Here is a 15,011-nt window from a genome sequence, read left to right as displayed (position 1 = left end):
GGCCGTGGGCGGCCCTACTCGGCGGCGTCGGGGCGCTTGGGGACCATGACCTTGCGCTTGAAGATGCAGACCAGGGTGCCGTCCTGGTTGTAGCCGCGGGTCTCGACGCTGACCACGCCGCGATCGGGCTTGGACCCGGACTCGCGCTTGTCCAGCACGGTGGTCTCGCCGTAAATGGTGTCGCCGTGGAAGGTCGGCGCGACGTGGCGCAGGCTCTCGACCTCGAGGTTGGCGATGGCCTTGCCGCTGACGTCGGGCACGGACATGCCCAGCAGCAGCGAGTAGATGTAGTTGCCGACCACCACGTTGCGCTTGAACTCGGTCTGCGTCGCCGCGTAGTGGGCGTCCAGGTGCAGCGGGTGGTGGTTCATCGTCAGCAGGCAGAAGAGGTGGTCGTCGTACTCGGTGACCGTCTTGCCGGGCCAGTGCTTGTAGATCGCCCCGACCTCGAACTCCTCGAAGTAGCGCCCGAACTGCATTGTCCGTCTCCCGCCCCTGGATGCAGCGAACGGCGGGGCCCTCCCCGGCACCCGCCGCCCGCGCTTGTGAAAAGGATTCTGCACGGCCGTTACCGGCGAGTACATAGGCCGTGCCGAGAACTACATCACAGACAACGGTCGCCGCCCTTGCGGGTGATTGGCACGCTTCGCGGCAAGCGTCCGCGGTCGCGGCATATGCTGACGGCAGGAGGTCGCCATGCCGAGTAATTCCGCAGCGGATCACCTGATCTCGCGCCAGCTGTACCGGCGGGAGATCGCTCCCCTCACCTTCGAACCGCACGAGTGGGAGCTGCTGACCCGGCTCCCGGCCCGTGTCATGATCGCCGCCACCTCCGCCGAACCCGACAGCGACCGCCGTACGGTCGACGAGGGCCTGGCCGGCATCAACGCCATCGCCGCCGGAGCCGACGAGGACTCCGAGCTGGTGAAAGCCATCGTCGGCGCGATCTACGCCGAGGCGGACCCCGATCCGCCCGCCGCGGAGCAGTTCCGCGACCCGCACGCCGCGATCACCGAGGTGCTGGTGAGCTGCCGGGCCGCGGCGATCGTGCTCGACTCCCGGGCCACCCCGGCCGACGGGCAGGCGTACCGCCGCTGGCTGGCGGCGATCGCGGACCAGGTCTGCGGCGCGGCTCGCTCCGGCGGCCTGCTGGGCATCGGCGGGGTCACCCGCAGCCCGGCCGAGCAGCGTTTCCTGGCCGACCTGCTGGACGCGCTGCGCAACGTATGACCAGCTAAAATCCTTCACTTGTGACCACCGAACGGGACGCGGACGCCGCCACGCCGCAAGACCAGCGGCCGGGCGGCGGTCGCGTGCCCGCCGAGCGCGCGGACCGCGCAGCCACGCCGCACGACCGGCAGTCCGGCGGCGTCGGCTTGCCCGCCGGACGCACCGCGGTGGACGGTGTGCCGTCGCAGGCCGGCCCGGACGGTTTCGGCACGGGCGGCCCGGTCGCCGAAGACGAGCTGGAGGTCGGCGTCGGCCCCTGGGCCGGCCGGTGGCCGGACGGCGAGCACTACGACCCCGAGCTGCTGGCCGCCGGCGACCGGCGCAACGTGGTGGACCGCTACCGGTACTGGCGGCACGAGGCGATCGTGGCCGACCTGGACACCCGGCGGCACGAGTTCCACGTCGCCATCGAGAACTGGCAGCACGACTTCAACATCGGCACGGTGGTGCGCACCGCGAACGCGTTCCTGGCCGCCGAGGTGCACATCGTGGGCCGCCGCCGCTGGAACCGGCGCGGCGCCATGGTCACCGACCGCTACCAGCACGTACGCCACCATGACTCGATCGCGTCCTTCGCCGCCTGGGCGCGTGGGGCGGGCGTGGCCGTCATCGGCATCGACAACCTGCCCGGCAGCGTCCCGCTGGAGACGACCACCCTGCCGCGGCACTGTGCGCTCCTGTTCGGCCAGGAGGGCCCGGGGCTGTCCGAGGCGGCGCGGGCGGCCTGCGACCAGATGTACTCGATCGCCCAGTACGGCTCGACCCGGTCCGTGAACGCCGGAGTGGCCTCAGCGGTCGCCATGCACGCCTGGATCCGGGCGTACGCCGGCCCGCCCCCCGCCTGACCGGCCTGCCGATCTTGGCGAGTGGCTTGACGTGCCTCGATCACGGGGCGGACAGTTGTCCTCATGGGGCTCGCGGTGTCATGTCCGCGGTGCGGTGGCGATCTGCGGCCGCCCGGTCTTGCTCACTCCGACTGGGTCTGCGAACGCGACGGCCCGGTGCCGCCGCTGCACACCGCCCAGCATGTGAACCAGGACGTCTTCGCCTGCGCCAGCAAGCGCGCGGCCGAGTCGGGAGTGCCGCTCTGGTGCCCCTGGCCGCTGCCGACCGGCTGGACCGTCACCGGCGTGGCGTGGGCGGGCGACGACCGGTCCGGAGTGTCCGCCACGGCGCTGGCGTGCAGCGGGCCGACACCGTTCAGCGACGGCCCGGCCGATGTCCTGCTCATCGCCGAGGAGCCGGGCGTGGGGCTCGGCGCCCACTTCGCGGGGCTGACCGGCACGGACCCCGGCCCGGCCCTGCTGGAGCTGGAGGGCGGGCACGGCGCGCACGCGAAGGTGAAGGCCGGCGGGCACCCCACTCCACTGTGGGCGGTGTCCACGCCCGACGACCGCTGCGCGTACGCAGGGGAGGCCCAGGGGCGCTGGCTGTACGCCGTGACCTGGCCGGCGCAGGCCGGCTACCTCCTCTCCGAGGAGGTCGTGCTGCAGGACCTGAGCGACTGGCTGCCGCCGGAACTGGTGTTCGGAGCGCTGTCACCGCGGCTGCGTCCCACCCGGTGAGTCGACTTCCTTACTTTCCTCATCGGACGCTGGTCAAAGCACTGGCACGGATGTGCGCTAATGATTCTCGGCAGGCACCGTTACTGATACGCTGAGTCTCGCCACGGCCACCAGTTGTCGAGTGGACACGGCCAGGCGGAGGGGGATAGCCCGACATGCTCAAGAAGATCCTTACGTGGGGCGGCATCGCCTTTTTGATCTTCTTCGTGGCGTTCCGGCCCGATTCTGCGGCGAACGTCGTGAAGACGCTGGGCGGGACCGTCATGGACATCGCCCAGGGTTTCGGTGACTTCTTCGGCAGCCTGGTCGCTTAGCTCACATGATCGGCGGTCTAGGGCCGGACGAGCCAAGCGAAGAGCGCACTCCGGGTCCTGACGGTCCGGAGTGGTCCGGTCGCCGTGAACGCGACACGGAGCCCATCCCGCGGACGCGAGCGGAGTCTCAGCCACCGGCTGAGGGCGAGTTCCACGCCGATCAGGGCGACCACGCACACTTCATCGGCAAGGCCACCGTGGGGGCGACCGCGGGCACCGCTTCGGGCGGCGCCGGTGGCAGGCCCCCCGGTGACAGTGCCTCGACGGCGCCGCTCGGCGACGAGCTGCCGAACTTCTCCGAGGAGGAGCTCGCCGGTCTGCGTTTCGACGCCTCCGGCGTGCCACTCGGGCCGCGCCGGGTGCTTCCGCTCGAAGACGAGCCGAGCGCCATGGTCGCGCGCTACCTGTTCCCCACGGAGCGTTATCGCGGGGAGTGGAAGCGGCACTGGGTGCACCTCACCAATCCGCTGCTGATCGGCGTGTTCGCCACCTTCGCGCTCGGCTACCTGTCGGGCTTCCTGGCGAAGTCCGACATCGCCGGCATGTGGGTGGTGGCGGTGGTGATCTGGGCGCTGGTGATGAGCTGGGTCGCCTGGACCGTCGCCGACTGGTATTTCGACCGGTTCATCCTGACCAACAAGCGGCTGATGCTCGTCAACGGGCTCATCACCCGCAAGGTGGCGATGATGCCGCTGTTGAAGGTCACCGACATGAAATACGAGCAGTCGCCGCTGGGCCGGATGCTCAACTACGGCACGTTCGTGCTCGAGTCCGCCGGTCAGGATCAGGCGCTCAGCAAGGTCGAGCACATGCCGAATCCGAACGAGCTCTACCTGCGCATCGTCGAGGAGATGTACGAGCCCGCGGCAGTGGAGGCGCGGCTCGGGCGCGAGGCGGAAGAGGAGTAGCCGGGGCTTTTCGGCCACCGCCGAAATGCCCGATCGGCGACAGGAAAGTTCTCTGCCAGATCTAGATCCGCTAGCGCGAGTATGCCAGTCTGTCCGTTGAGGTGACGCATACGGGGTATCCACCCGATACCGGGAACCGAACGGCGTGCGGAAGCCTCTTACACGGGGTGATGGGCGCGTTCGGCGCGCCTCGGTCAGGCGTCCGCGACGTACGCCTGCGATGGGAGGTGCGTCTGTGAGCCAACGTTTGGCCATGGAGGACGAGTTCCGCGAGTTCGTGACCGCACGTTCGGCTGCCCTGCTGCGCACGGCATACCTGCTGGCCGGTGACTGGGCCACCGCGGAGGACCTGCTGCAGACGGCGCTCACCAAGACGTACCTGGCGTGGAAGCGCCTGGGCCAGATCGAGGCGGTGGAGCCGTACGCCCGCCGGGTGCTGGTCAACACCGCGACCAGCTGGTGGCGGCGCCGCTGGCACGGCGAGCGACCCACCGAATTCCTGCCGGAACGGGCGGCCCCGGACAACCTCGAAGAGCAGCTCGAACGCGATGTGATGTGGAAACATGTCAAAGCTCTTCCGGCACGACAACGCGCCGTGCTGGTCCTGCGTTTCTACGAGGACATGTCTGAGGCGCAGACAGCCGCGATGTTGCAGATCTCGCCCGGGACCGTGAAGAGCCAGACCTCACGGGCCCTGGGGACACTGCGGCAGCGGCTGGCTGCCGAGGGAGTCACCGGCAGGCTGCCGGCCGCGAAGGCGGCGGCGGAGCCGGCGGTCCCGAAGCAGCGGGCGGGCAGAGTCGTCACGGAACCGCTCGACCTGCCGGTCGGCGAGGTCACCCTGACGGCCGAGCCCACCCCGGTCGCGGCACCCGCGGTGCCGTCGCCTCGGAGGGAAGCTGTTCGACCGGCCCGCGTGCCGGTCGGCCAACCTGGGCGGTGACCATGCTTGAGGACGAGCTGCGTGAGATGTTCGCGGCTCGCGCGCAGACCCTGCCTGCGCCCGCCGATCCGGCCGGCCGCGCCATCCGACAGGCGCGCCGGACGAACCGGCGACGGCGCACGGCGACCGGCACGATGACGGTGTTCGCCTTCGCGACCGTGCTCGGCGGCGCCGTCGCGGCACAGGGGATCGGCGGCGGGACGCCGATAGCCGCGGACCCGAACCAGGTCACCTTCCAGAATCTCTTCGGCGCCGACCAGCCGGTCGCCGCCCGCCAGACCCAGCTGCCGACCATGGAGCTGCCGGTCGACCTGCTGGTCGGCCAGCAGTTGTGGACCAGCGACGGGCAGCGGGTGGACCTCGACCACGACGGCGACGTCGCCATGATCGCCAAGGTCCCCGACGGCTGGGTGTACTCCGACTCCACCACGGTGCGCCTGCTCTCCAACAGCGCCGCGGAGCCGCTCAAGCTCTCCGGCCAGGCGGAGTGGACCGTGAGCCACGACGGCAGCCGGGTCGCCGTCAACGACCAGGGCACGCTGGCGGTCACCAAGGTGTCCGGCGACGACCGGGGCACGACCGTCGCGTCGTCACCGGTGCCCGCTACGGCTGCCCCGGTGACCTTCTTCGGGGACCGGGTGGTCGTGTCCAGCGAGAAGGGCTTCGACTACTGGAGCGCCGCCGCTCCCTCGCAGTACACCGAGACCTGGAACGCCGAGCTGCTAGCGGTGTTCGGCAGCGCCGGGGCGAGCGTGGCGGTCGGCATCGTGCGCGGCGAGGGCGACCTGCTGTGCCTGGTCGACGTGTCCGCGGTCAAGAAGGGCCTGAAGATCGGCGCGCGGCTGGGCTGCGGCGACCTGGTGGGCCGGGCGCTGGTCAAGCTCCACGCGGCGCTGTCGCCCGACGGCCGGCTGCTCGCCGTGGCCACCCCGAGCGGCCTGCAGATGGTCGACCTGGACAAAGCGCGCATCAACGCCGTGGCCAACGGCGGCAAGAAGCAGGCGCAGTCGCAGGCACAGGCGCAGGTCCGGGCACTGGTGTTGAAGGCGGACTGCCCGATCACCGCGGTCGACGCGGTGGTGTGGTCGGACAGCGCGACCGCACTGGCGCAGACCGACGCCGACGGCATCTTCGCCTGCAGGACCGACGGCACCAAACTGCAGGTGACGCTGCCCTCCGACGTCCAGCCCGGCTGGACGATGATCCCGTCGTACGGCACCAAAAAGTGATGATCGACCTGCACCTGCACTCCACCGCGAGTGACGGCACCACCCCACCCGACGAGCTGATGCGCCTGGCCGGCGCGGCAGGACTGCGGGTGGCCGCGCTCACCGACCACGACACCACCGCCGGCTGGGCGGCCGCCGAGCAGGCGCTGCCGCCCGGCCTCACCCTCATCCGCGGGGCCGAGCTGAGCTGCCGCTGGCACGGCGAGGGCGAGTCGATCCCGCTGCACCTGCTGGCATATCTGTTCGACCCGGCCGACGCGGCGCTGGTCGCGGCGCTGGCCCGGGTCCGCGAGTCGCGGCTGGGGCGCGCCGAGCGCATGGTCGCGCTGATGCGCGCCGACGGCATCGCCGTGGACTGGGCCGACATCCTCGCCCACGCCGACGGCGGCACCATCGGCCGGCCGCACCTGGCCGCCGCGCTGATCCGGGCCGGGCTCGTGGCCGACACGCAGGAGGCGTTCGGCCCGCGCTGGCTCGGCAACGGCAGCCCGTACCGGCTGCCCAAGGAGGACCTCGACGTGTTCGAGGCGCTGCGCCTGGTGCAGGGCGCCGGCGGGGTGACCGTGTTCGCCCACCCGCGCGCCTCGGTCCGCGGCCGGGTCGTGCCGGAGGAGGTGTTCGGGCAGCTCGCGGCCGCCGGACTGGACGGCCTGGAGGCCGACCACCACGACCACAGCCCGGCCGAGCGCGCCGAGGTGCGCCGCATCGCCGCCGACCTCGGCCTGTTCACGACCGGCAGCTCGGACTTCCACGGCACCCACAAGAAGGTGCGCATCGGGGAGTACACCACGGCCCCCGAGGCGCTCGAGAAGATAGTCGCCGGTGCGACCGGGACCACCCCCGTCACGGGAGTCGCGGGATAACCCTTGCCCGGCGTGCTATGCATCCCGTGTGGATTGGAAGTTCTTCGGCGAGGTCTTCGTCACCCTGCTCGTCATCACCGACCCGCCGGGAATGGTGCCCATCTTTCTGGCGCTGACCGGGGCGCTGCCCGCCCGGGACCGGCACAAGGCGGCCACGCACGCCGTCGCGCTGGCCCTGGGCGTCATCGCGGTCTTCGCGGTGGCCGGTCAGACCATCCTGGACTACCTGCACATCCAGCTGCCCGCACTGCAGGGCGCGGGTGGCCTGCTGCTGGTCCTGGTCGCGCTGGAGCTGCTCACCGGCAAGGCCGACGACCCCGACCAGCAGTCGACCTCGAACATCGCCCTGGTGCCGCTCGGCACGCCGCTGCTGGCCGGTCCCGGCGCGATCGTGGCGACCATGCTGTTCGTGCAGCGGGCCGACAGCGGCGGCCAGTACCTGGCGATCGGGCTGGGCATCCTGGCGGTCATGGTCGCGGTGTGGCTGGTGCTGCGCTACTCCGGGTTCATCGTGAAGGTGCTGCGGCCCGGCGGCATCGAGGTGCTCACCCGGATCGCCGGTCTGCTGCTGGCCGCGATCGCGGTCCAGCTGATGGCCGACTCCATCGGCGCCTTCGTCGAGATGTTCACCACCGCCCACCCGTAGCGCGCGGGTCGACTCGCGAGTGTCCCACCGGACTGGCACGATCTGCCAGGTGAGCCGAACCCCCCACCCCCGCCGCGGCAAGGACGTCCCGGAGCAGCTCGGCTTCGACATGATGCCCGAGCGCCTGTTCGTGTGCACCCCGAGCAAGCTCTCGTCGTACGCAGACTGTCCGCGCCGCTACCGGCACACCTACCTCGACCGGCCCGCGCCGCAGAAGGGGCCCGCGTGGGCGCACAACTCGCTCGGTGCGAGCGTGCACACGGCCCTGCGCAACTGGTGGGACGTGCCGGTGGAGCGGCGCACGAGCGCGGCGCTGCCGAAGCTGCTGCGGGCGACCTGGGTGCGCGAGGGCTACCGCGACGACGAGCAGGAGCGCGCGGTCTACGAACGGGCGCTGGGCTGGCTGGAGGCGTACACCGCGGACCTGGACCCGGAGCTGGAACTGCTGGGCGTGGAGCGCACGGTGGCCGCGAAGACGGCGGTGCTGGCGCTGAGCGGCCGGGCCGACCGCATCGACGCGCGCGACGGGCAGGCCGTGATCGTCGACTACAAGACCGGCCGCACCGGGCTGGACGCCGACGACGCCCGCGGCTCGCTGGCGCTGGCGCTGTACGCGTTCGCCGCCGAGCGGGTGTTCCGCCGTCCCTGCCGCACGGTCGAGCTGCACCACCTGCCGACCGGCACGGTCGCCGCGCACGAGCACACCCCGGAGTCGATCGCCCGGCACGTGTCGCGGGCCGAGGACACGGCGCGTGACATCGTGGCGGCGGAGAAGGCGCTGGCCGGCGGCACGCCGCCCGACGAGGCCTTCCCGACCCGGCCGAGCAGCCTGTGCAGCTGGTGCGACTTCCGCCGGGTGTGCCCGGCGGGCGCGGAAGCGCCGGTGAAGGAGACCTGGGCGGCGGTGGAGACGGCGGCGCAGGTGCCGCACCCCGCCGGCCCGCTGGGCGAGCAGGTGCCGCCCGCGGTCAAGCCCTGACTCAGGCCGCGGTCCCGGCGGTGCGGTCCTCTGCGGCGAGCTGCTGGCACTTCGGGCACAGCCCCCAGTAGGTCACCTCGGCCTCGTCGAGGGCGAAGCCGTGCGTCTGGCTCGGGTCGAGGCAGGGCGCGGCGCCGGTGGCGCAGTCCACGTCGGCGATCGCGCCGCAGCCGCGGCAGACGATGTGGTGGTGGTTGTCGCCGCTGCGGGCCTCGTACCGCGCGGGGGAGCCGGCGGGCTCGATGCGCCGGGCCAGGCCTGCGCGGGCGAGTGCGCCGAGCACGTCGTAGACGGCCTGGGTGGAGACCGAGTCGAGGCGCTGCCGGGCCTGCCGGGTGATCTCCTCGACTTCGAGGTGGCCGCCCTGTCCGAGGATGTCGAGCACGGCGAGCCGCGGCCGGGTCACCCGCAGACCCCGCGCGCGAAGGAGAGCCTGAGGCTCTATGCCGCCGTCCATGAACACCATTTCAGCAGCTAACTTGGATCTGCTCAAGAAAAGGTCCGATTTACGTGGTCTGCGACACGGCGGATTCCCGCTCTGTCCCATCGACGCAGCCGGGTCTAGGCTCACCTTTGACCTTGGGTACGCACCCCCGGAATCCACGTGGAGGCACAGTGTTCGAGGAACTGCTCGGCTTGCCGGCTCACCCCCTGCTCGTGCACGCCGCAGTGGTATTCGCCCCGCTGCTGATCGCCGGCGTGGTCGTCTATTCGTTCGCGCCTTCGGTGCGCCGGTACATCGGCTGGGCGGTGCTGCTGCTCGGGGTGGGCGCGCCGATCGCGCTGTGGTTCGCGCGGCAGAGCGGCGAGGCGCTGTTCACGACGCTCGTCGAGAAGGGCTACCCGCCCCAGATCCTGGCCCAGGTGGACCTGCACAAGGACTACGGCGACGCGGCGGCCTGGGCGGGCACCCTGCTCGGCGTGCTGGCGATCGCGCTGGTGCTGTTCACCACCTCGGCCGCGAAGAAGCCGGCGACCAGCGGCTCGCGTGCCACGGGCTGGGCGCTGATCGCGCTGAACCTGCTCGCCGCCGGGGCCACCGCCTACTACGTCTTCAAGACCGGCGACACCGGAGCGCAGGCGGTCTGGAGCACCATCTGACCGTCAGGTCCGCCACTGGATGCAGGCGACGAGGATGAGCACGACGCCCGCGGCGATGCCGAGGGCGTTGGTGAACCGGTCCGCGCGTTCCTCGGCGAGATCGATCGCGTCGTGGTCCAGCTCGGGCAGCCGCCGCGGGGGCACGGTGCGCGCAGTGACCTCCGGGTGCCAGCCCGGTGGCGGCGGCACCGCGGGCGGCGGCCCGGGGTACGCCGCGGCGGACTGCTCGGCGTCGGCCCCGTCCGCGGACGGGGTGGGCCGACGCCATTGGTCGTCGGCGGGCCGGTTCACGGGGCCTGCCCCGGTGCGCGGCCCGCGGCGGGTCTTATGCTGCGGTGATGAGCAGTGAGGCCGGATTCGGCGGTCGAGACGACGACCGCGTCGTGGAGTTCGAGGACGACACTCCCGTGCTGCCCGAGCAGACCCGCGAGGACACGGACCGGGGCTGGGGCGAGCGGTCGTACAGCAACGACGACCGGCTGCGCGACGAACGCCCGCCGCACTGGGACTGACCGCCGGCTACAGCGGGGGCGGGGCTGGCGCACCGCCGTACTATAGCGCGGAACCGGACAATGCGGGCGAATCTCAGGAAGTGCTGCTGCTCGCGGCCGACGACGAGGTGCTCGACGATGTCGTGCTGCTGCCGCTCGACGAAGAACTGCCGGTCGAGCTGCTCGTTGCGGGGGCCGAGGAGCTGCCGGACGACGCGGGGGCGGTGGCGGAGCCGCTGCCGCGCGAGTCGGTGCGGTAGAAGCCGGATCCCTTGAACACCACGCCGACCGAGGAGAACAGCTTGCGCAGGGTGCCCTCGCACGTCGGGCACTCGGTCAGCGGCTCGTCCGCGAAGGACTGCACGGCCTCCAGCTGGTGACCGCAAGCGGTGCAGGCGTACTGGTAGGTGGGCACGTTCCCCTCCATGATCATTGCTGGCACTCGGGTATACCGAGTGCTAATAGTGCCTGACAGCCCGGCGAGGTGCCAAGTAGCTGTCGCCGATCACACTGTCCGCGTCAGCCGGGAATGCGCCGCAGGCCGCTCGGCATGAGCGCGCCACCTACCCGCTGGTCGTGCTCCTCGGCGGGGACCGCGTCGCGCAGCTCGCCGTCGTACAGCAGCGCGATCACCGCCGTGCCGGGCCGCACCCTGGCCAGCGCCCGGTCGTAGCTGCCGCCGCCGCGGCCCAGCCGGATGCCGCGCCGGTCCACGGCCACCGCCGGAACCAGCACCAACTCGGCTGAGGTGATCCCGGTCACGCCGAGCCGCGGTCCGGTCGGTTCGCGCAGCCCGAACGCGGCGGGCGCCAGCGACTCCGGCCCGGCGTACGCGGCCCAGTCGAGATCGCGATCGGCGCGCAGCACCGGCAGCAGCACCCGGGCCACGCCGGGCACGGCGGCGAGCCGGTCCGCCAGGTCCGGCCCGCCGGGCTCGCCGGCAATCGGCACGTACGCGCAGACGGTCCACGCCGCGCCGGGCGTGACCAGCTCCGTCAGCCGCCCGGCCAGCGCCGCGTCCGCCTCGGCGACGGCTGCCGGGGTCATCGCCCGGCGGGCGGCCAGCACCGCGGCGCGTACCTCGCGTTTGGCCGGCACGGGGGTCACTGAAGAAACGGAATATTCACTCATAACGTCCTCAGGTTGTACAAGCGTCGCATCCTAGCGCGGCGTTCGCCGTTGACTCCGATGACTTCACCGCCGCCGAGGGGGAAAGTGTGACACTGCGCGCACGGCTCACCACCGCCTTCCTGGCGGTGGTCCTGAGCCCCGTACTGCTCGGCGCCTTCTTCGTCGGCACCATGGTCAGCAAGCTGTCCCACGAGCGGGCGACCGAGCGGCTGGCCGTGGCCGCCGGCTCGGTGCGCACCTCGGTCGGCGCGCTCTGCGGCCAGCTGCGCGCCGTCGCCGAGGGCGTCGCCGCCGCACCCGCCGACCAGCGCCTGGCGACCGCCGAGCGGATGGTCGCCGCCGGTCTCGCGGGCGGCGTGCACATCGACACCGGCATCGACGGCGCCACCACCGCCCAGGCGCCGGCCCCGCCGTGGGCCGACTGCGCCGGGCCGGACCCGCAGGTGCGCCCGGACGCGGTGGCCGGGTTCGAGGCGCTGTCGGCCCGGGTGCCGCTGGCCGGCCCGAACGGCGAGCCGACCGGCACCGTCTCGGCCGCGCTCACCGTCGACGGCGACCTCATCCGCCGCCTCGCCCAGGCCAGCGGCGCGCAGCTGACCCTGCTGCCCGGAGCCGGTGTCCCGGCCGGCGCGGTCGCCGCCGACCCGGATTCAGCGGCCGACCCGGACGACACCACCGGTGACCTGGACGGCGACGCGACGGACGGCACCGGTGAGCCGGACGGCGACGCGACCGACGGCACCGAGGACGGCGCGGGCGGCATCGGTGGAATGCCGGGCGCGGTGCCTGGTGGCATCGGCGCTCCGGCCGGTGCGACGGCCGGGCAGCCCGGCGACCTCACCGGCGGCGCGCTGCCCGTCGACCCGACTGCCGACGGTCCCGGTCCAGCCGACGCCGCCATGGTCCCGGCGGGCCAGGCTCCGGTGAACGCCGCCGCCGCTGCGGCGGGGCAGGGCCAGGCTCCGGCTGACGCTGCCGCCGCTCCGGCGGGCCAGGACCCGGCCGACGCGGCCGCGGCCGGGGAATACCCCGTCGGCGGTGAGTTCGGCCGGGAGGTCGACCTCGCTCCCGCCCCGGAGGATCTGGGCACCGGCGGGCCGGTGCACACCACCATGCTCGGCGCGGACGCCGCGTCGATCAGCGGGTACGCGGGCAGGCTGCGCGAAGGCGCGACCGGCGCGGCGGACAACGGCCACCTCGTGGCGCGGGTCGGTCCCGTCGCCGGCGAGCCGCTGCCGCTGGCGGTGTCGCTGCCCGCCCGGCCGCCGACCGGCCTCTACCTGCTGCTCACCCTCGTCGTCCTGATCACCGCGGCGGTGGCCGTGACGGTCGCCTGGTGGCTGGCGAAGACCGCCACCGAGCCCGTGGTCGAGCTGGCCGCGGCCGCCGACCGGGTCGCCGGGGGCGACCTGGACGCCCGGGTGCCGGTACGCGGCAACGACGAGATCGCGCGGATGGCCACCGCCTTCAACCACATGACCCGGGAGCTGCACACCTACGTGGCGGCGCTGACGGCGAGCCGGGACCAGTTGCGCGGGCACCTCGGCGTGCTCGGCGACACCCTGTCCAGCACCCACGACCTCGACCGCATCCTGCGGGTGATCCTGCAGACCGCACGGCACGCCACCGGCGCGTCGGCCGGCATGGTGCTGCTGGCCGACCCGGCCACCGGCGCGCTGGTCGGCCAGTGCACCGAGGGCCTGCCCGAGCAGTGGACCACCGGCGAGCGGGGCACCCTACGGGTGCCGTACGGGCTGGGCCTGACCGGCCTGGTCGCGGCCACCGGGGTGCCCCGGCTGGGCCGCGTCGAGCGGGACGGGCCGCGGCTGGACCCGGGCGAGCCGGACTGCCGCACGTACATGGTGGTGCCGTTCTCCGCGCCGGGGCTCGGTGAGGCCAACGCGTTCCCGCAGCCCGGGGCGCTGCCCGCGGCGCGCGGCGTGCTGGCCCTCTACGACCGGCTGGGCCGCGACGAGTTCGACGACTCCGACCTGGTCACCCTGCGCACGTTCGCCGGGCAGGCCGCGGTCGCGGTGGACAACGTGCGGGTGCACGAGGAGGCGCAGCGGCTGTCGGTGACCGACCCGCTGACCGGGCTGTTCAACTACCGCTCGCTGCGCGAGTCGCTGCGCAGGGAGTCCGAGCGGGCCGTCCGGTTCGGCCGGCGGCTGTGCGTGCTCGCCCTGGACCTGGACCGGTTCAAGGAGATCAACGACACCTACGGCCACGCCGCGGGCGATGCCGTGCTGGCCGAGTTCGCCCAGCGCATCCGGTACGAGATCCGCGAGGTCGACGTGGCCTTCCGGCACGGCGGCGAGGAGTTCGTGGTGCTGCTGCCGGAGACCGACGAGGTGGGCGGCGTCGCCGTCGCCGAGCGGCTGTGCGAGGCGGTGCGCCGCGAGCCGATCGTCGTGCCGGCCCGCGACGGCGGTCCGGACCTCTACGTCCATGTCACCGTCTCGATCGGACTGGCCGTGCTGCCCGACCACGGGTCGCAGGGCGCCGGGGTGCTCCAGGCGGCCGATGAGGCCCTGTACGCCGCCAAGGCGGCCGGGCGCGACACGTTCCAGGTAGCGCTGCCCGGCGGCGTCCTGTGCCCATCCGGCGGCGCGTCGAGCAGCCCACAAGCCCCTCGACAGGCTCGGGGCCGTTAGTCTCGCGACATGTCGGAGCACACCCCCCTCGCACAAGCGCACGGCCAGCGGGCCACCAAGGCTGTCATTCCCGCGGCCGGTCTGGCGACCCGTTTCCTCCCGGCCACCAAGGCGGTGCCCAAGGAGCTGCTGCCCGTCGTCGACCGGCCTGTTCTGCAGTACATCGTGGAGGAGGCGTCCCGGGCGGGCATCAACGATGTCTTGCTGATCACGGGACGCGGCAAGACGAGCATGGTCGACCACTTCGACCGCCAGCCGTACCTGGAGGCGCGGCTGGAGGCCAAGGGCGACATGGAGCGCCTGGCCGCCGTCCGCGGCACCTCGGAGCTGGCCGAGATCTACACCTGCCGCCAGGGCGAGCCGCTGGGCCTCGGCCACGCGGTCTCCTACGCCGAGTCCCACGTGGGCGACGCCCCGTTCGTGGTGCTGCTGGGTGACGAGTTCACCGAGGAGTCCCAGCCGCTGCTGCCACAGATGATCGAGCTGCAGTCGCGTACCGGCGGCATCGTGCTGGCCTTCATCGAGATCCCCGAGGACCAGGTCAACCGGTACGGCATCGCGTCGGTGTCCGAGGCCCCCGAGTACGCCGACGTCGAGAACGTCGTGCGGGTCACCGGGCTGGTCGAGAAGCCGTCCCGCGAGGAGGCCCCGAGCAACCTGGCCGTCGTCGGGCGGTACGTGCTGCCCGGCACGATCTTCGACGCGATCCGGCGCACCAAGCCGGGCAGCGGCGGTGAGATCCAGCTCACCGACGCGATGGCGCTGCTGCTCGCCGAGGGCACCCCGGTGCACGGGATCGTGTACCGCGGGCACCGCTACGACACCGGCATGCCGCTGGGCTACCTGCAGGCCGTCGTACAGCTGGCCAGCGAACGAGACGACCTCGGCCCCGCCTTCACGGAGTGGCTGAAGTCCTTCGTCGCCGGCCTCGACCGCAATGCGGGGAAGGCCGCCTGA

19 protein-coding genes are annotated in these 15,011 nt (G+C 72.5%); 14 read left to right on the top strand and 5 right to left on the bottom strand.

What is annotated here, in order from left to right; translation table 11 throughout:
- Positions 1–14: 14 nt before the first annotated feature.
- Complete coding sequence (locus F6W97_RS04470; protein ID WP_155368878.1) at positions 15–479, bottom strand: MaoC family dehydratase; 465 nt, start codon at positions 477–479, stop codon at positions 15–17.
- A gap of 217 nt (positions 480–696) precedes the next feature.
- Between F6W97_RS04470 and F6W97_RS04465 the strand changes: the two genes are divergently transcribed.
- The 10 genes from F6W97_RS04465 to F6W97_RS04425 all read left to right on the top strand — a co-directional run bounded on the left by F6W97_RS04465 (position 697) and on the right by F6W97_RS04425 (position 8,677).
- A complete protein-coding gene (locus tag F6W97_RS04465) occupies positions 697–1,230 on the top strand; it encodes a hypothetical protein (protein WP_155368877.1) in 534 nt (177 codons plus the stop codon).
- A gap of 176 nt (positions 1,231–1,406) precedes the next feature.
- Entirely contained in the window at positions 1,407–2,075 is a 669-nt protein-coding gene (locus F6W97_RS04460) for a TrmH family RNA methyltransferase (RefSeq protein WP_155369508.1), read from the top strand.
- A 63-nt stretch (positions 2,076–2,138) separates the two neighbouring features.
- A complete protein-coding gene (locus F6W97_RS04455) occupies positions 2,139–2,795 on the top strand; it encodes a DUF6758 family protein (protein ID WP_155368876.1) in 657 nt (218 codons plus the stop codon).
- Positions 2,796–2,950: 155 nt separating this feature from the next.
- Entirely contained in the window at positions 2,951–3,109 is a 159-nt protein-coding gene (locus F6W97_RS39985) for a hypothetical protein (RefSeq protein WP_170213147.1), read from the top strand.
- Between the two features lie 5 nt (positions 3,110–3,114).
- Entirely contained in the window at positions 3,115–4,017 is a 903-nt protein-coding gene (locus F6W97_RS04450; protein ID WP_155368875.1) for a PH domain-containing protein, read from the top strand.
- 235 nt (positions 4,018–4,252) lie between these two features.
- Positions 4,253–4,960 carry a SigE family RNA polymerase sigma factor gene (locus F6W97_RS04445; RefSeq protein ID WP_407924537.1) on the top strand — a complete coding sequence of 236 codons (708 nt, stop codon included), beginning with the start codon at positions 4,253–4,255 and terminating at the stop codon, positions 4,958–4,960.
- The gene (locus F6W97_RS04440) at positions 4,957–6,189 is read left to right on the top strand and encodes a hypothetical protein (protein ID WP_196278977.1); all 1,233 of its coding nucleotides are present in this window, start codon (positions 4,957–4,959) and stop codon (positions 6,187–6,189) included. The genes F6W97_RS04445 and F6W97_RS04440 overlap by 4 nt, the downstream gene beginning before the upstream one ends.
- A complete protein-coding gene (locus tag F6W97_RS04435; protein WP_155368873.1) occupies positions 6,189–7,052 on the top strand; it encodes a PHP domain-containing protein in 864 nt (287 codons plus the stop codon). The genes F6W97_RS04440 and F6W97_RS04435 overlap by 1 nt, the downstream gene beginning before the upstream one ends.
- Before the next feature lie 28 nt (positions 7,053–7,080).
- A complete protein-coding gene (locus F6W97_RS04430; protein ID WP_155368872.1) occupies positions 7,081–7,698 on the top strand; it encodes a MarC family protein in 618 nt (205 codons plus the stop codon).
- 109 nt (positions 7,699–7,807) lie between these two features.
- Positions 7,808–8,677, top strand: coding sequence for a RecB family exonuclease (locus tag F6W97_RS04425; RefSeq protein ID WP_155369506.1), 870 nt, complete (start codon positions 7,808–7,810; stop codon positions 8,675–8,677).
- 1 nt (position 8,678) lies between these two features.
- Here F6W97_RS04425 and F6W97_RS04420 read toward each other — a convergent pair whose 3' ends face one another.
- On the bottom strand, positions 8,679–9,134 hold the full coding sequence (locus tag F6W97_RS04420) for a Fur family transcriptional regulator (protein WP_155368871.1): 456 nt from the start codon (positions 9,132–9,134) through the stop codon (positions 8,679–8,681).
- Positions 9,135–9,292: 158 nt separating this feature from the next.
- On the opposite strand from F6W97_RS04420, the gene F6W97_RS04415 reads away from it, so the two are divergent.
- The gene (locus tag F6W97_RS04415; protein WP_155368870.1) at positions 9,293–9,778 is read left to right on the top strand and encodes a DUF2231 domain-containing protein; all 486 of its coding nucleotides are present in this window, start codon (positions 9,293–9,295) and stop codon (positions 9,776–9,778) included.
- Positions 9,779–9,781: 3 nt separating this feature from the next.
- On the opposite strand, the gene F6W97_RS04410 is transcribed toward F6W97_RS04415, so the two are convergent.
- On the bottom strand, positions 9,782–10,069 hold the full coding sequence (locus tag F6W97_RS04410; RefSeq protein ID WP_155368869.1) for a translation initiation factor 2: 288 nt from the start codon (positions 10,067–10,069) through the stop codon (positions 9,782–9,784).
- A gap of 47 nt (positions 10,070–10,116) precedes the next feature.
- Between F6W97_RS04410 and F6W97_RS39980 the strand changes: the two genes are divergently transcribed.
- Positions 10,117–10,290 (top strand): hypothetical protein, encoded by a 174-nt coding sequence (locus F6W97_RS39980; RefSeq protein WP_196278976.1) that lies wholly within the window; start codon positions 10,117–10,119, stop codon positions 10,288–10,290.
- A 73-nt stretch (positions 10,291–10,363) separates the two neighbouring features.
- Here the strand turns inward: F6W97_RS39980 and F6W97_RS04405 are convergent, their stop codons facing one another.
- Positions 10,364–10,684, bottom strand: a complete 321-nt coding sequence (locus F6W97_RS04405) for an FmdB family zinc ribbon protein (protein ID WP_155368868.1) — start codon at positions 10,682–10,684, stop codon at positions 10,364–10,366.
- Between the two features lie 104 nt (positions 10,685–10,788).
- A complete protein-coding gene (locus F6W97_RS04400; protein ID WP_155368867.1) occupies positions 10,789–11,400 on the bottom strand; it encodes a 5-formyltetrahydrofolate cyclo-ligase in 612 nt (203 codons plus the stop codon).
- An 86-nt stretch (positions 11,401–11,486) separates the two neighbouring features.
- On the opposite strand from F6W97_RS04400, the gene F6W97_RS40460 reads away from it, so the two are divergent.
- Together F6W97_RS40460 and F6W97_RS04390 are read left to right on the top strand one after the other, a co-directional pair.
- Positions 11,487–14,054 carry a GGDEF domain-containing protein gene (locus tag F6W97_RS40460; RefSeq protein ID WP_230686413.1) on the top strand — a complete coding sequence of 856 codons (2,568 nt, stop codon included), beginning with the start codon at positions 11,487–11,489 and terminating at the stop codon, positions 14,052–14,054.
- A gap of 9 nt (positions 14,055–14,063) precedes the next feature.
- Positions 14,064–15,011 (top strand): UTP--glucose-1-phosphate uridylyltransferase, encoded by a 948-nt coding sequence (locus F6W97_RS04390; RefSeq protein WP_155368866.1) that lies wholly within the window; start codon positions 14,064–14,066, stop codon positions 15,009–15,011.

Origin of the sequence: Catellatospora vulcania, from assembly GCF_009720385.1 — a bacterium.
Classification (GTDB): Bacteria; Actinomycetota; Actinomycetes; order Mycobacteriales; family Micromonosporaceae; genus Catellatospora; species Catellatospora vulcania.
This window is presented reverse-complemented; position numbering and strand designations above follow the sequence as displayed.

Coding starts and splice junctions, on each gene's coding strand:
- F6W97_RS04470 (WP_155368878.1), bottom strand. CDS start 479: ATGCAGTTCGGGCGCTACTTCGAGGAGTTCGAGGTCGGGGCGATCTAC.
- F6W97_RS04465 (WP_155368877.1), top strand. CDS start 697: ATGCCGAGTAATTCCGCAGCGGATCACCTGATCTCGCGCCAGCTGTAC.
- F6W97_RS04455 (WP_155368876.1), top strand. CDS start 2,139: ATGGGGCTCGCGGTGTCATGTCCGCGGTGCGGTGGCGATCTGCGGCCG.
- F6W97_RS39985 (WP_170213147.1), top strand. CDS start 2,951: ATGCTCAAGAAGATCCTTACGTGGGGCGGCATCGCCTTTTTGATCTTC.
- F6W97_RS04450 (WP_155368875.1), top strand. CDS start 3,115: ATGATCGGCGGTCTAGGGCCGGACGAGCCAAGCGAAGAGCGCACTCCG.
- F6W97_RS04435 (WP_155368873.1), top strand. CDS start 6,189: ATGATCGACCTGCACCTGCACTCCACCGCGAGTGACGGCACCACCCCA.
- F6W97_RS04425 (WP_155369506.1), top strand. CDS start 7,808: ATGATGCCCGAGCGCCTGTTCGTGTGCACCCCGAGCAAGCTCTCGTCG.
- F6W97_RS04420 (WP_155368871.1), bottom strand. CDS start 9,134: ATGGACGGCGGCATAGAGCCTCAGGCTCTCCTTCGCGCGCGGGGTCTG.
- F6W97_RS39980 (WP_196278976.1), top strand. CDS start 10,117: ATGAGCAGTGAGGCCGGATTCGGCGGTCGAGACGACGACCGCGTCGTG.
- F6W97_RS04400 (WP_155368867.1), bottom strand. CDS start 11,400: ATGAGTGAATATTCCGTTTCTTCAGTGACCCCCGTGCCGGCCAAACGC.
- F6W97_RS04390 (WP_155368866.1), top strand. CDS start 14,064: ATGTCGGAGCACACCCCCCTCGCACAAGCGCACGGCCAGCGGGCCACC.